The following is a 13630-nucleotide window of genomic DNA, read 5'->3' as shown; positions in this document are numbered from 1 at the left end:
GTCCCCCAGTCTGACGCGCCCGCCGCCCGGACAGCGAACGGTTATCGCCTACCAGCCGGTCAGGTGGTCCAGGTAGATGCCGCCGGACGGCCGGACCGACCCGGTCATGAACAGCTTCAGCGGCGCGGCGAACAGCCCGTACGTCCTGGTGCCGTTGAGGAATCCGGCGGTCGCGCACCCGTCGTACTGGACCCAGATCTGGCGGATCCCCTGCGCCGTGCCGAACCGCAGCACGATCGACTCCTTCGGCCGGGCCGCCTCGGGCGTGCACTTGAACACCGGCAGGTCCGGGTTCCGCTCGGGCAGCACCTTGATCGCGTCGACGATCTGCTGCGCGACCAGGCCGTCGAACCGCTGCGACCCCAGCACCACCCGCGGGCCGGGCGACAGCCGGTACCGGCAGGCCTCGACACCCGTCACCGGCGTCGCCAGGTCGAGCCCGACGGCCGCTGCCGGGCTCATGTCCCCGCGGACCATCGCCTCCGGCACCGTGCAGCCGGTGGCTGTGTCCGCCGGGGGCTGCCCGGTCGTCTTGCCCTCCGGCTGGTACTCCGCGTTGCCCCGGTCCTCGGCACCGCCCGCGCTGTTGCTCGCCGTCTCCGTCGGCATCCCGCCGACACTCCACAGTCCGCCGCCGACCACCGCCACGGCGACCACCGCGGCCGCCGACGCCAGCAGGTTCTTCCGGCGCTGCCGCACCCGCTGCCGCGCCTCCGCCGCCATCCGGCGGCCGTGACCGCTGAAGGAGCCGTCCGCCTTGTTCTGCAACGCGTCCGCCACGGCCGGGCCGAGCTCCTGCTCCTGGTCGTCGTACTCAGGCATCGTCGGCTCCTTCCCTGGTCAGCGTCTTCTTCAGTACGGCGAGCGCCCGGTGCACGTGCGACCGGGCGGTCGCCTCGGCGCAGTGCAGCAGCGCGCCGATCTCGGCGTACGACAGCTCCTCGTAGAAGCGCAGCACCACCGCGACCCGCTGCTTGTCGGGCAGCGTCCGGCACAGCTCCCAGACCGCCTCGGCCTGCGCCCGGTCCGCCGCACCGTCCGGGGCGGCCGAGGACCGGTCGGGCTCGGCGACCGGTGCCTCCCGGCGGCGGAACCGGCGCCACCAGGAGATGTGCGCGTTGACCACCATCCGCTTCACGTAGGCCTCGGGGTCGTCGGCCCGGCTGACCCGGCTCCAGCGCGCGCAGGCCGTCGTCAGCGCGTCCTGGACGGCGTCCTCGGCCAGCGCCCGGTCGCCGGTCAGCACGTAGGCGAACCGGAGCAGCGCGTCGGCGCGCTCGCCGACGAAGGTCTCGAAGTCGAGCGCGGGCGCACTGGTCACCGGTTCGGCCAAGGCTGCCTCCATGCCCTCAGGACGGCGCTCCGCCGGCGTTCGTTGCAGTTGCCTTCAGAATGCGAAAACCCTTCGCGCTGGCGACCCGCTCGCAGGGGTAGCCCTGCTCGGTCAGCCAGCGCTGCAGCGAGTCGCCGCCGAGGTTCTTGCCGACCACCATCCAGGCCACTCCCCCGGGCTTCAGCCGGGCGTACCAGCGCAGCAGCATCTTGTGCAGCTCGGGTTTGCCGATGTGGATGGCCGGGTTGGACCAGAGCTCGTCGAACACCACGTCGTCCGGTACGTCGTCCGGCTGCACCGCGCGCACCCGCTCGGCGACACCGGCGGCCGCGGCGTTCAGCGTGGTGAGCTCCAGCGCGCGGTTGTTCACGTCGACCGCCCAGACCACCGCCTCCGGCAGCTCCACCGCCAGCGCGCAGGCGATCGGCCCGTAGCCGCTACCCAGGTCGAGCACGGTCCGCGGGCCCGCGACGGGCCGGACCTCGCGCAGCAGGATCGACGTACCGGGATCGAGCCGGTCGCGGGAGAAGACGCCGCTCGCGGTGGTGAACGCGTAGTCCCGGTCCCAGATCCGGGCCTGGACAGTACGCCGTACGTCGGCCGAGGCCGGGTCCTCGGAGAAGAAGTGGTCAGCCACGCCGGTGCACCTCCCCACGGACCTGGCGGGCCAGCTGGACCCGCGCGGCCAGGTCTTCGTCCGCGGGGTAGCGCACTTCCTCCAGCGTCAGCCCGTGCGCCGGCAGCACGGCGACCGCCGAGTCGCGGACCTTGCCGGCGAGCACTGTGGCCGGCCAGTCGATCTCACGCCGCCCGTCGCCTACAGGGATCAGCGAGCCGACCAGTGCGCGGACCATCGAGTGGCAGAACGCGTCGGCGATCACCGTGCCCTCCAGCAGGCCTGGCGCCGTACGGGTCCAGTCGTAGCGCAGCAGCGCCCGGACCGTGCTCGCGCCTTCGCGCTTCTTGCAGAACGCCGCGAAGTCGTGCTCGCCGAGCAACTGGGCCGCGGCCGCGTTCATCCGGTCGACGTCCAGCGGCCGGATCACCCGCAGCACCTCCTGGCGCCGCAGCGGGTCCCAGCCGACCGGGTCGTCGCAGATCCGGTAGACGTACCGGCGCTCCAGCGCGGCGAACCGGGCGTCGAACCCCTCGGCGGCCTCGGCGACAGCCGTCACCGACACGTCCTCGGGCAGTACGCCGTTCAGCCGGCGCAGCAGGTCACGGCCGGTGGTCTCGACCTCCAGGTCGACGTGCGCGACCTGGCCGCGCGCGTGCACGCCGGTGTCGGTCCGGCCGGCACAGGTGACCGACGGACGCTCCGGGAGCCGCAGGACGGTACCCAGCGCCTCCTCCAGGGCTCCCTGGACGGTCCTGAGCCCGTCCTGACGGGCCCAGCCGTGGAATCCGGTTCCGTCGTACCTGAGATCGATCCGCCAACGCACAGGGCAATCTAACGCAACAGCGCCCCCACACCCTGACGGGCGTGGGGGCGCTGTGACGTACCGGGTGCTACTTGTCCTCGGTCTCGCCGGCCTTGGTGAAGCCGGCGGCCGCGGCCGCCTCCTCGGTGGCGAACCAGACCTCGGCCTCGGTCTGGTCGTACCACGGCGAGTCGGTGGTGTGGAACTTCATCGAGTTCTCGTTGCCCTTGATGTCGAAGCCCTCGGGCGCCGAGCCGTCGGCCAGCGGAGCGGCCGAACCGTCGTACTTGCCGGCCACGACGTCCTGGACCTTCTCGTCCTTGACCTCGTCCTGAACCTCGGCGTCGTCGGCCTTGGCGGCCGCCTTCTTCGCCGGGGCCTTCTTGGCCGCGGCCTTCTTCGCCGGGGCGGCCGCCTTCTTGGCCTTCGGGGAGTCGGCGAGCGCCTCGACCAGCTCGATCTTCACCATGGGGGCGTTGTCGCCCTTGCGGGGGCCGAGCTTGATGATGCGGGTGTAACCGCCCGGACGGTCGGCGTAGCGCTCACCGAGCTCGGTGAAGAGCACGTGCACGACGCTCTTGTCCTTGATCCGCTTCATCACCTGACGGCGCGAGTTCAGGTCACCGCGCTTGGCCTTGGTGATCATCGACTCGGCCAGCGGCTGCAGGCGCTTGGCCTTGGCGGCCGTGGTGGTGATCGCGCCGTGCTCGAACAGCGAGGTCGCGAGGTTGCTGAGGATCAGCTTCTCGTGCGCCGGGCTGCCGCCGAGGCGGGCTCCCTTGGTGGGGGTAGGCATTGTCCAACTCCAGAAATCTCAGGCCCGGGTGCGGACCTTGGGAACAGGCCGGGTGGCCTTCGAAAGGTCAGTACTGCTCGGTCTCGGCGAAGCTCTCGTCCTCGTCCTCGGCGTCGTCGCCGTAGGCCTCGGCAGCGGCGCGCAGGTCGAAGCCGGGGGGCGAGTCCTTCAGCGACAGGCCCATCTCGGCCAGCTTCAGCTTGACCTCGTCGATCGACTTGGAGCCGAAGTTGCGGATGTCCAGCAGGTCCTGCTCGCTGCGCGAGATCAGCTCACCCACGGTGTGGATGCCCTCGCGCTTGAGGCAGTTGTAGGACCGGACGGTCAGCTGCAGGTCCTCGACCGGCAGCGCCAGGTCGGCGGCCATCTGCTCGTCGACCGGCGACGGGCCGATGTCGATGCCCTCGGCCTCGACGTTCAGCTCACGGGCCAGGCCGAACAGCTCGACCAGGGTCTTACCGGCCGACGCGACGGCGTCGCGGGGCAGCATCGACGGCTTGGTCTCGACGTCGACGACCAGCCGGTCGAAGTCGGTGCGCTGCTCGACACGGGTCGCCTCGACCTTGTAGGTCACCTTGAGGACCGGCGAGTAGATCGAGTCGACCGGCATCCGGCCGATCTCGGCGTCGGCGGACTTGTTCTGGATCGCCGACACGTAACCGCGGCCCCGCTCGACGACCAGCTCCATCTCGAGCCGGCCCTTCTCGTTCAGGGTGGCGATCTTCAGGTCCGGGTTGTGCACCTCGACACCGGCCGGCGGCGCGATGTCGGCGGCGGTGACGTCACCGGGGCCCTGCTTGCGCAGGTACATGGTGACCGGCTCGTCGTGCTCGGAGGAGACGACCAGGTCCTTGAGGTTCAGGATCAGCTGGGTGGCGTCTTCCTTGACACCGGCGACCGTCGAGAACTCGTGCAGCACGCCGTCGACCTTGATGCTGGTCACGGCGGCGCCCGGGATGGACGACAGCAGGGTGCGGCGGATGGAGTTGCCGAGGGTGTAGCCGAAGCCCGGCTCCAGCGGCTCGATGACGAACCGCGAGCGGTGCTCGCCGACGACCTCTTCGGTCAGGGTGGGGCGCTGTGCGATGAGCACTGTTGCTACTTCCTTCTTCGTTCGCGACGACCACTATTTGAGGCCGCGAGGTGAAGAACGACCGATCCCGCCGGCGGCCCGGAGGCCGCCGGCGGGAAGCGGATCAGTTCTTCGAGTAGAGCTCGACGATCAGGTGCTCTGCGACCTGGGTGTCGATCTGCGCCCGGGTGGGCAGCTGGTGCACGAGGATCCGCAGCCGCTCCGGCAGCGCCTCGAGCCACGCCGGGACGACCCGCTCGGAGTGCGTCTCGCGGGCGATGATGAACGGCGTCATCTCGGCCGACTTGGCGCGGACGTCGATGACGTCGTGCGCCGCGACCCGGTACGACGGGATGTTCACCTTGATGCCGTTCACGGTGAAGTGACCGTGCACGACGAGCTGACGGGCCTGACGGCGCGTCCGGGCCAGACCGGCGCGGTACACGACGTTGTCGAGGCGGGACTCGAGGATGATCAGCAGGTTGTCACCGGTCTTACCCGGACGCCGCGAGGCCTCCTTGTAGTACAGGCTGAACTGCTTCTCGAGCACGCCGTAGGCGTAACGAGCCTTCTGCTTCTCACGAAGCTGGAGCAGGTACTCGCTCTCCTTGGGACGGCCGCGGCCGTGCATACCCGGCGGGTACGGACGACGCTCGAACGCCTTGTCGCCACCGACGAGGTCGACCCCGAGACGGCGCGACTTCTTGGTCATGGGTCCGGTGTAACGGGCCATTTTCGCTGCCTACCTTTCCTGGGATCAGACCCGGCGCCGCTTGGGAGGGCGGCAGCCGTTGTGGGCGGTCGGGGTGACGTCCTGGATGGTGCCGACCTCGAGGCCGACCGCACCCAGCGAACGGATCGCGGTCTCACGGCCGGAGCCGGGACCCTTCACGAACACGTCGATCTTGCGCATGCCGTGCTCCATCGCCCGGCGCCCGGCGGCCTCGGCGGCCATCTGCGCGGCGAACGGGGTCGACTTGCGCGAACCCTTGAAGCCGACGGTGCCCGCGGAGGCCCACGAGATGACCGCGCCGGTCGGGTCGGTGATCGTCACGATCGTGTTGTTGAACGTGCTCTTGATGTGCGCGTGGCCGGCGGCCACGTTCTTCTTCTCCTTGCGGCGCACCTTCTTCGCGCCGGCCGCGGTGCGGCTCTTGGGAGGCATAAGTCAGTTGCTCCTGGGGTCGACGGTCATCCGGGTCACTTCTTCTTCTTGCCGGCGATCGCCTTCTTGCGACCCTTCCGGCTACGGGCGTTGGTCCGCGTGCGCTGACCACGCACCGGCAGGCCGCTGCGGTGCCGGCGACCCTGGTACGACCCGATCTCGATCTTGCGGCGGATGTCCGCGGTCACCTCGCGACGGAGGTCACCTTCGATCTTGTAGTTGCCTTCGATCCAGTCCCGGAGCTTGACCAGTTCCTCGTCGCCCAGTTCGTGGACGCGCTTGTCACCGGAGATCCCGGTGGCTTCGAGCGTCTTCAGGGCGCGAGTACGACCTACACCGAAGATGTAGGTCAGGGCGACCTCGATGCGCTTGTCGCGCGGGAGGTCGACGCCTACGAGGCGTGCCATGTGGCGGTGTTCCTTTCGTCGGCAGAGGTGTGGTGGCGCGCCGCGTCCTTGCCCGCCTCGGTGATGTTTCCTTCACCGGCAAGGCCCCGGCCTCTGTTCCGGGGGCGACGTCCAGCCTGTTGCCGTGCTGGACGAGCGTGCGCGCTGTGGTGCGACAGTGCTGTGTCGCGAGGTAGGGCTTGGATCAGCCCTGCCGCTGCTTGTGCCGCGGGTTCTCGCAGATCACCATGACCCGGCCGTGGCGGCGGATCACCTTGCACTTGTCGCAGATCTTCTTGACGCTCGGATTGACCTTCATCGAGCTTCTTTCTTCGACAGGTGGCTGTGGTTACTTGTACCGGTAGACGATCCGACCCCGGGTGAGGTCGTACGGCGACAGCTCCACGACGACCCGGTCCTCGGGGAGGATCCGGATGTAGTGCTGCCTCATCTTGCCGCTGATGTGCGCGAGCACCTTGTGCCCGTTGGACAGCTCAACACGGAACATCGCGTTCGGCAAAGCCTCGACGATGGTGCCCTCGAGTTCGATGACTCCCTCTTTTTTGGGCATGTCCTCGCACTTCTGTAGACGACGTACTGAATGATTGGTACCGCACGGTCGCGCTGCCCGGAACGAGCGTTGGGCATAACAACCAGAGGCTACAAAGAGCCAAGGAAAGAGTGTACGCCACCTACCGGCGAGAAACCCAATCGGGCCTCAGCACCGGGTGGACTCCAGCTCTCCGATGTGCTCCGCGCCCCACTGATCGAGCGGCGCCAGCGCCGTGTTCAGGGTCTCACCGAGCGGCGTCAGCGAGTACTCCACCTTCGGCGGCACCTGCCGGTAGACCTCCCGGTGCACGATCCCCCGGCTCTCCAGCTCGCGCAACTGCTGGATGAGCATCTTCTCGGTGACGCCCGAGATCGCCTTGCGCAGCTCCCCGAACCGGTGCGGTCCGTGACTGAGCGCCCACAGGATGAGCGGCTTCCACTTGCCACCGATCACGTCGGCGGCGGCGTCCAGACCACAGGTGTACGGCTTCATACTTACCTTTCGGTGAGTACCTGACTAATTAGTCGGTACTTGCCGATCATAAACCTTGCCGGTGAGGCTGGTGGGCATGAAGACACCCGTGACCGTTCTCGGCCTCGGTGCGATGGGCACCGCCCTCGCCCAGGCCTTCACCGCCGCCGGCCACCCGACCACCGTCTGGAACCGCACCCCGGGCCGCGCGCCCGGCCTCACCGGCGTCACCCGCGCGAACACCGTCGCCGACGCCGTCAGCGCGAGCCCGCTGATCGTCGCCTGCCTGCTCGACGACGCCTCCGTCCAGGAGGCTCTCGCCGGCACCGACTTCACCGGCCGCACGCTGGTCAACCTCACCAACGGCACTCCGGCCCAGGCCCGCCGGGCCGCCACGCAGTACAGCGGTGACTACCTCGACGGCGGCATCATGGCCGTCCCCGCGATGATCGGCGGCCCGCACGCGTTCGTCCTGTACAGCGGCTCCCAGGCGGCCTTCGAGCAGCACGAGCAGGCGCTCTCCGTCCTGGCCCGTCCCCGGTACGTCGGCAGCGATCCCGGCCTCGCCGCGCTGCAGGACCTCGCCCTGCTGAGCGGCATGTACGGCATGTTCGCCGGCGCCGCCCAGGCGCTCGCGCTGATCTCCAGCGAGCGGATCTCCCCGACCGCCTTCACCGACGAGCTGCTGGTCCCCTGGATGACCGCGATGCTCAGCAGCGTTCCGGAGATGGCCAAGGACCTCGAGCACGGCGCCGAGCCGGGCGCTGCCGGCTCCAACCTGGAGATGCAGTCGGCCGGCTTCGTCAACCTGCTCGACGCGGCCCGCGCCCAGGGCGTCGATCCGGTACTTCTCGCGCCGATGGGCGAGCTGTTCGCCCGCGCGGTCCGTGAGGGCCACGGCGACGAGGACCTCGCGGTCGTCGTACGGCTGCTCAGGACTGCTGCGTAGCCGCCCACTGCTCGCCGGTCTGCCAGACGTGCTCGGGGATCAGCGCGAGCAGGTCGCAGGCGGCGTCCAGGTGCGCCAGCACCACCGACGCCTCCCGGTACGCCGGGAAGATCGCCACGAACCGGCGCCCCTCGCAGCTGAAGCCGAACGGCGGCACCTGCCCCAGTACGTCGACCGCCCGCCGGTGCAGCACCTCCAGCGCCAGGTCCTCGCGGCCGTTGAACAGGCAGTACTTCTCCGGCAGCCCGTCGACCGTCAGCTTCAGCGGCACCAGGCTGGCCGCGGCGACGGGCGCCAGCGACTCGGGCAGCAGCTGCATCGGCGGCAGCGGGCGTTCGACCTCCAGATCCAGGAAGTCGAACCCGAGCTGGCGGCGCCGCACCTTGTGCCGGAAGCGGCCGGCGATCAGCTCCCGGCCACGGTGCCGGCCCGTCGTCACGTCGTACACCTCGGCGGCCGGGTCCACGTCGAACGGCGGGAACGGCCAGCGGTCGACCAGGTCGGGATCGCCCGCGCTGACCTGCCAGCCCAGCTGCCGGGCCATCTCCGACCAGCTCCGGCGCTGGCGGTTCTCCGAGATCCGCAACGCCGCGGTCAGCCCGACGAGTACGAGGAACCACGCGAGCACCAGCCAGCCGACCCAGCGCGGCTCGACCAGCAGGCCGACGACGACCAGCGGGATCGCGATCAGGAACCACAGCACGTAGACCAGTGCGGAGCCCTGTCGCAACTGCCACGCCCAGTCCGGGCGCAGCCGCGGGCCCTCGGCGCCGGTCTCGCTCACCGACGCTTTCCGAAGTGACCCATGCCCATCAGGGCCCACGGGATCAGCAGCCAGACCGGCCAGAAGTGCGGCCATTCACCGCCGCTGGCGACACCGATCACGAACCACACCAGCACGTTGATCAGCACTACGCCGGTGAAACCGCCGAGCAGGCCCTGCAGGTTGCGCTGCTGGGGCTGGTTGTCCGGCTTGCGCTCCGGGAAGGTCCCGGGCTCCGGAGCCGGCTGGACGTTCTGGACCACCGCGGGCGTCTGGTACGTGCGCACCGGCGGCAGGTCACGGACCAGCGGCTCGAGCTCGCCGTAGGTCTGCGCGCCGTACAGGTCGTCGAGCCGCCGGGTGAACTCCGGCTGGTCCAGCCGCCCGTCCGCGAAGGCGTCCCGCAGCCGTCCGGCGATCTTGTCGCGGTCGGCCTCGGTGAAGCGCTGGTGGGGCTGGTACGAGCTGGGCATGCCCCCAGTGTGCCTCAGCGCGGGACCGCGCGGCGTCCCCCGATGGGTTGACCCGCGCGTCCACCGGACGGCTGCCCCGAAGTCTGCCCGGGTGCGCAGCTCAGTCGGCCAGCGGGCCGAACTTCACGCCGAGCTTGGCCAGCTCGGTCTCGCCGCCGTCGAGCGCGGTCAGCACCCACGGGCCCTGCGGGGTCAGCGTGAAGGTGTGCTCGGTGTGCGCGGCCGCGGTGCCGTCGTCGGTGACCACGGTCCAGTCGTCCTCGAGGGTGTGGTTGTCCTGCTTGCCCAGCGTGAGCATCGGCTCGACCGCCAGCGCCAGACCCTCGACCAGCTTCGGGCCCTTGCCGGCCTTGCCGTAGTTCGGCACGTTCGGCGGCTGGTGCATCGCCGACCCGATCCCGTGCCCGACGAAGTCCTCGACGATCCCGTACGACGAGTTGGTGCGCACGTGCGCCTCGACCGCGGCCGAGATGTCGGTCAGCCGGCCGCCGAGCTTGGCGGCGGCGAAACCGCGCCACATCGACTCCTCGCAGATCCGGGCCAGCTCGAGCAGCTCCTCGGACGCCGTACCGACGCCGACCGAGATCGCCGCGTCGCCGTGCCAGCCGTCGACGATCGCGCCGCAGTCGATCGAGATCAGGTCGCCGTCGGCGAGCACCCGGTCACCGGGGATGCCGTGCACGATCTCGTCGTTCACCGAGGCGCAGATCGAGCCGGTGAAGCCGTGGTAACCCAGGAACGACGGCGTCGCGCCGGAGGAACGGATGTGGTCCTCGGCGATCGCGTCCAGCTCACCGGTGGTGATCCCGGGCTTCACCGCGGCCCGGAGCAGCTCCAGCGTCCGGCCGACCACCAGGCCGGCCTTGCGCATGGCCAGGATCTGTTCGCGGGTCTTGATCTCGATGCCGCGGTCCTTGAAGATCATTCGCTCCGTACTCCGCCTCGTGTGCAGCAAAAAGGTCCGCCCGGCGACAGAGCTGTCGCCGGGCGGACCCGGAAATCATTCGCTGATCGACTTCAGGGCGGCCAGCACGCGCTCGCTGACCTCGTCGATCTCGCCGACGCCGTCCACCTCGACCAGCAGACCGCGCTGCGCGTACACCTGCAGCAGCGGCTTGGTCTCGGCGGTGTAGACGTCCTGGCGGTGCCGGACGACCTCCTCGGAGTCGTCCGAGCGGCCGTCGGTCTTGGCCCGCTTGAGCATCCGGTCCACCAGTACGTCGGTGTCGGCGACCAGCGCCACCACCGCGTCCAGCTTGTGGCCGTGCTCGGCCAGGATGTCGTCGAGCGTGCCGACCTGCGGCAGCGTCCGGGGGTACCCGTCCAGGAGGAAGCCCGCGCCGGCGTCCGCCTCGGACAGCCGGTCCCGCACCATTGCGTTCGTGACCTCGTCGGGGACGTAGTTGCCCGCGTCCATGTACCGCTTCGCCTCGAGACCCAGCTCCGTCTCGTCCTTCACGTTCTGCCGGAAGATGTCGCCGGTGGACACGGCCGGGATGTTCAGACGCTCCGCAAGCACCTTTGCCTGCGTGCCCTTGCCCGCCCCGGGCGGACCCATCAGCAACATTCTCATCAGCGCAGGAACCCTTCGTAGTTACGCTGCTGCAGCTGACTCTCGATCTGCTTCACCGTGTCCAGTCCGACGCCGACCATGATCAGGATCGACGTACCACCGAACGGGAAGCTCTGGCTGGCGTTCAAGAGCACCAGTGCGATCAGCGGGATCATCGAGATGATCGCCAGGTAGATCGCGCCGGGCAGCGTGATGCGGGACAGAACGTAGGAGAGGTACTCCTCGGTCGGCCGCCCCGCCCGGATCCCGGGGATGAAGCCGCCGTACTTCTTCATGTTGTCAGCAACTTCCTTCGGGTTGAAGGTAATCGAGACGTAGAAGTACGTGAAAAAGATAATAAGCGCGACGTACGTCACCATGTAGATGGGATGGTCGCCCTTGACCAGGTTGCCCTGGATCCACTGCGCCCACTTCTCGTCCTGCCGGAACTGGCTGACCAGCACGGGCAGGTAGAGCAGGCTGGAGGCGAAGATCACCGGGATGACCCCGGCCTGGTTCACCTTCAGCGGGATGTACGTCGAGGTGCCGCCGAACATCTTCCGGCCGACCATCCGCTTGGCGTACTGCACCGGGATCCGGCGCTGCGCCTGCTCGATGAAGATGACCGCGGCCATGATGACCAGACCGACGGCCAGCACGGCCAGGAAGGTCGCGACGCCGTGGCTCTTGCGGATCGCCCAGAGCTGGGTCGGGAAGGTGGCGACGATCTGGGTGAAGATCAGGATCGACATGCCGTTGCCGACGCCGCGGTCGGTGATCAGCTCACCGAGCCACATCACCACACCGGTACCGGCGGTCATGGTCAGCACCATGACGACGACCGGGAACCACTTGTCGCTGTGCAGCAGCTGCTCGTTGCAGCCGTTGAACAGCCGGCCGGGGGTCCGGGCGAGCGCGACGAACGCGGTCGCCTGCAGGATCGCCAGGCCGACGGTCAGGAACCGGGTGTACTGGGTGATCTTGCCCTGCCCCGCCTGGCCCTCCTTCTTCAGCGACTCCAGCCGCGGGATCACCACGGTGAGCAGCTGCAGGATGATGCTGGCGGTGATGTACGGCATGATGCCCAGCGCGAAGATCGCGAGCTGCAGCAGGGCACCGCCGGAGAACAGGTTGATCAGGTTGTACAGATTCGCGTTCTCGCCCGTCTTCGACGCCTGCAGGCAGATGTCCAGTGCCTTGACGTTGACACCGGGCGCCGGCACGACCGAACCGATTCGGAAGATCACGACGATGAAGAGCACGAACAAGATCTTCCGGCGCAGGTCCGGAGTCTTGAACGCGTTGGCAAAGGCGCCTAACACCCTGTCCTCCCACAAGTTTCCCGTGCCCGGTCAGGGCAGGGGCCTAGCAAAGCAGCTGGGCAAGAGACGAACCAGGGCTCGTCCGACGACCAGCGCACAATATCAGCGCTACAGCCGGACGAGCCCTGGCACTCACACCTCGGTGGTGGTTCCCCCGGCCGCCGCGATCTTCTCCTTGGCGGTCTTGGAGAACTTGTGCACCGAAACCTGCAGTGCCACGGTCAGTTCGCCGTCACCCAGCACCTTCACCGGCTGACCACCCCGGACCGCGCCCTTCGCGACGAGCTCGGCCACACCGACCTCACCGCCCTCGGGGAACAGCGTTCCGAGCTTGTCCAGGTTAACGACCTGGAACTCGACTCGGTTCCTGCTCTTGAAGCCCTTGAGCTTCGGCAGCCGCATGTGCAGCGGCATCTGGCCACCCTCGAACCACTCGGGGATGTTGTTACGGGCCTTGCTGCCCTTGGTACCGCGGCCGGCCGTCTTGCCCTTGCTGCCCTCACCGCGACCCACGCGGGTCTTGGCGGTCTTGGCTCCGGGCGCCGGACGCAGGTGATGAACCTTGAGCGCCATGTCAGTCAACCTCTTCGACGGTGATGAGGTGGCGAACCGCGCGCACCATACCGCGGACCTCGGGCTTGTCCTCGTGGACGGCGGTGTCGCCGATCCGCTTGACGCCCAGGGTGCGCAGCGTGTCGCGCTGGTTCTGCTTGCCACCGATGCCGGACTTGGTCTGGGTCACCTTCAGGCGTGCCATCAGGATGCGACCTCCGCCCGCGCCTTCAGCAGAGCCGCCGGAGCGACGTGCTCGACCGGCAGGCCACGGCGCGCGGCCACGGCTTCCGGGGTCTCCAGGCTGCGCAGCGCCTCGACGGTGGCGTGAACCACGTTGATGGCGTTGGACGAACCCAGCGACTTGCTGAGGATGTCGTGGATGCCCGCGCACTCCAGCACGGCGCGCGCCGAGCCACCCGCGATCACACCGGTACCAGGAGCGGCCGGGCGCAGCATGACCACGCCGGCAGCCTTCTCACCCTGCACCGGGTGCGGGATGGTGCCCTGGATCCTCGGGACCTTGAAGAACGCCTTCTTGGCCTCCTCGACACCCTTGGCGATCGCCGCGGGCACCTCCTTGGCCTTGCCGTATCCCACACCGACGGTGCCTTCACCGTCGCCGACGACCACGAGGGCGGTGAAGCTGAAGCGACGACCACCCTTCACGACCTTGGCGACCCGGTTGATGGCTACCACGCGCTCGATGTAGGCGGTCTTGTCAGCTGCCTGACCGCGACCACCGTCGCGGCCACGGCGCTCACCACCGGCGCCGCCTCCGCGACGCTGCTGGCCTCCGCTCATTTCGAACTACCTTCTTCC

At 68.9% G+C, this 13630-nt stretch carries 21 protein-coding genes; 1 reads left to right on the top strand and 20 read right to left on the bottom strand.

Annotation, left to right across the window (positions count from 1 at the left end; genetic code table 11):
* Positions 1–48 precede the first annotated feature (48 nt).
* The 12 genes from ACZ6Z4_RS38380 to ACZ6Z4_RS38325 form a co-directional block, all read right to left on the bottom strand.
* The gene (locus tag ACZ6Z4_RS38380; RefSeq protein WP_465577305.1) at positions 49–822 is read right to left on the bottom strand and encodes a hypothetical protein; all 774 of its coding nucleotides are present in this window, start codon (positions 820–822) and stop codon (positions 49–51) included.
* Positions 815–1345: a SigE family RNA polymerase sigma factor gene (locus ACZ6Z4_RS38375; protein ID WP_465577301.1), complete on the bottom strand. Its 531-nt coding sequence runs from the start codon at positions 1343–1345 to the stop codon at positions 815–817. The genes ACZ6Z4_RS38380 and ACZ6Z4_RS38375 overlap by 8 nt, the downstream gene beginning before the upstream one ends.
* A gap of 4 nt (positions 1346–1349) precedes the next feature.
* Positions 1350–1970 (bottom strand): class I SAM-dependent methyltransferase, encoded by a 621-nt coding sequence (locus tag ACZ6Z4_RS38370; protein WP_465577298.1) that lies wholly within the window; start codon positions 1968–1970, stop codon positions 1350–1352.
* A complete protein-coding gene (gene truA / locus ACZ6Z4_RS38365; RefSeq protein WP_363677053.1) occupies positions 1963–2775 on the bottom strand; it encodes a tRNA pseudouridine(38-40) synthase TruA in 813 nt (270 codons plus the stop codon). The genes ACZ6Z4_RS38370 and truA overlap by 8 nt, the downstream gene beginning before the upstream one ends.
* 67 nt (positions 2776–2842) lie before the next feature.
* A complete protein-coding gene (gene rplQ / locus ACZ6Z4_RS38360) occupies positions 2843–3550 on the bottom strand; it encodes a 50S ribosomal protein L17, sunset domain variant (RefSeq protein ID WP_465577290.1) in 708 nt (235 codons plus the stop codon).
* A 67-nt stretch (positions 3551–3617) separates the two neighbouring features.
* A complete protein-coding gene (locus tag ACZ6Z4_RS38355) occupies positions 3618–4643 on the bottom strand; it encodes a DNA-directed RNA polymerase subunit alpha (protein ID WP_012923657.1) in 1026 nt (341 codons plus the stop codon).
* Positions 4644–4746: 103 nt separating this feature from the next.
* Positions 4747–5355 (bottom strand): 30S ribosomal protein S4, encoded by a 609-nt coding sequence (gene rpsD / locus ACZ6Z4_RS38350; protein ID WP_344181506.1) that lies wholly within the window; start codon positions 5353–5355, stop codon positions 4747–4749.
* A 24-nt stretch (positions 5356–5379) separates the two neighbouring features.
* The gene (gene rpsK / locus ACZ6Z4_RS38345; protein WP_012923659.1) at positions 5380–5787 is read right to left on the bottom strand and encodes a 30S ribosomal protein S11; all 408 of its coding nucleotides are present in this window, start codon (positions 5785–5787) and stop codon (positions 5380–5382) included.
* Positions 5788–5822: 35 nt separating this feature from the next.
* Positions 5823–6194: a 30S ribosomal protein S13 gene (rpsM, locus tag ACZ6Z4_RS38340; protein WP_184798729.1), complete on the bottom strand. Its 372-nt coding sequence runs from the start codon at positions 6192–6194 to the stop codon at positions 5823–5825.
* A gap of 184 nt (positions 6195–6378) precedes the next feature.
* Positions 6379–6492 carry a 50S ribosomal protein L36 gene (gene rpmJ, locus ACZ6Z4_RS38335; RefSeq protein ID WP_008361054.1) on the bottom strand — a complete coding sequence of 38 codons (114 nt, stop codon included), beginning with the start codon at positions 6490–6492 and terminating at the stop codon, positions 6379–6381.
* Positions 6493–6522: 30 nt separating this feature from the next.
* Positions 6523–6744, bottom strand: coding sequence for a translation initiation factor IF-1 (gene infA, locus ACZ6Z4_RS38330; protein WP_012923661.1), 222 nt, complete (start codon positions 6742–6744; stop codon positions 6523–6525).
* A 147-nt stretch (positions 6745–6891) separates the two neighbouring features.
* Entirely contained in the window at positions 6892–7218 is a 327-nt protein-coding gene (locus ACZ6Z4_RS38325) for a winged helix-turn-helix transcriptional regulator (protein ID WP_465577266.1), read from the bottom strand.
* A gap of 76 nt (positions 7219–7294) precedes the next feature.
* Here ACZ6Z4_RS38325 and ACZ6Z4_RS38320 point away from each other — a divergent pair, with 76 nt between their 5' ends.
* Entirely contained in the window at positions 7295–8146 is an 852-nt protein-coding gene (locus tag ACZ6Z4_RS38320) for an NAD(P)-dependent oxidoreductase (RefSeq protein ID WP_465577262.1), read from the top strand.
* On the opposite strand, the gene ACZ6Z4_RS38315 is transcribed toward ACZ6Z4_RS38320, so the two are convergent.
* The 8 genes from ACZ6Z4_RS38315 to rpsE all read right to left on the bottom strand — a co-directional run bounded on the left by ACZ6Z4_RS38315 (position 8130) and on the right by rpsE (position 13612).
* Complete coding sequence (locus ACZ6Z4_RS38315) at positions 8130–8930, bottom strand: hypothetical protein (RefSeq protein WP_465577259.1); 801 nt, start codon at positions 8928–8930, stop codon at positions 8130–8132. The genes ACZ6Z4_RS38320 and ACZ6Z4_RS38315 overlap by 17 nt on opposite strands.
* A complete protein-coding gene (locus ACZ6Z4_RS38310; protein WP_465577253.1) occupies positions 8927–9382 on the bottom strand; it encodes a DUF1707 SHOCT-like domain-containing protein in 456 nt (151 codons plus the stop codon). Before ACZ6Z4_RS38310 ends, ACZ6Z4_RS38315 begins: the two co-directional genes overlap by 4 nt.
* A gap of 100 nt (positions 9383–9482) precedes the next feature.
* A complete protein-coding gene (gene map, locus ACZ6Z4_RS38305) occupies positions 9483–10307 on the bottom strand; it encodes a type I methionyl aminopeptidase (RefSeq protein WP_363677059.1) in 825 nt (274 codons plus the stop codon).
* Positions 10308–10382: 75 nt separating this feature from the next.
* Positions 10383–10955 carry an adenylate kinase gene (locus tag ACZ6Z4_RS38300; protein ID WP_363677061.1) on the bottom strand — a complete coding sequence of 191 codons (573 nt, stop codon included), beginning with the start codon at positions 10953–10955 and terminating at the stop codon, positions 10383–10385.
* Positions 10955–12256, bottom strand: a complete 1302-nt coding sequence (secY, locus tag ACZ6Z4_RS38295) for a preprotein translocase subunit SecY (protein WP_363677062.1) — start codon at positions 12254–12256, stop codon at positions 10955–10957. The genes ACZ6Z4_RS38300 and secY overlap by 1 nt, the downstream gene beginning before the upstream one ends.
* Before the next feature lie 132 nt (positions 12257–12388).
* Positions 12389–12829, bottom strand: a complete 441-nt coding sequence (gene rplO / locus ACZ6Z4_RS38290; RefSeq protein ID WP_363677064.1) for a 50S ribosomal protein L15 — start codon at positions 12827–12829, stop codon at positions 12389–12391.
* A gap of 1 nt (position 12830) precedes the next feature.
* Entirely contained in the window at positions 12831–13013 is a 183-nt protein-coding gene (gene rpmD / locus ACZ6Z4_RS38285; protein WP_363677066.1) for a 50S ribosomal protein L30, read from the bottom strand.
* Complete coding sequence (rpsE, locus tag ACZ6Z4_RS38280) at positions 13013–13612, bottom strand: 30S ribosomal protein S5 (protein ID WP_077019243.1); 600 nt, start codon at positions 13610–13612, stop codon at positions 13013–13015. Before rpsE ends, rpmD begins: the two co-directional genes overlap by 1 nt.
* Positions 13613–13630 lie beyond the last annotated feature (18 nt).

It is taken from the genome of Kribbella sp. NPDC104740 (assembly GCF_055583505.1).
Note: the sequence above shows the minus strand (reverse complement) of the source record. Positions and strands in the feature narration are given on the sequence as shown.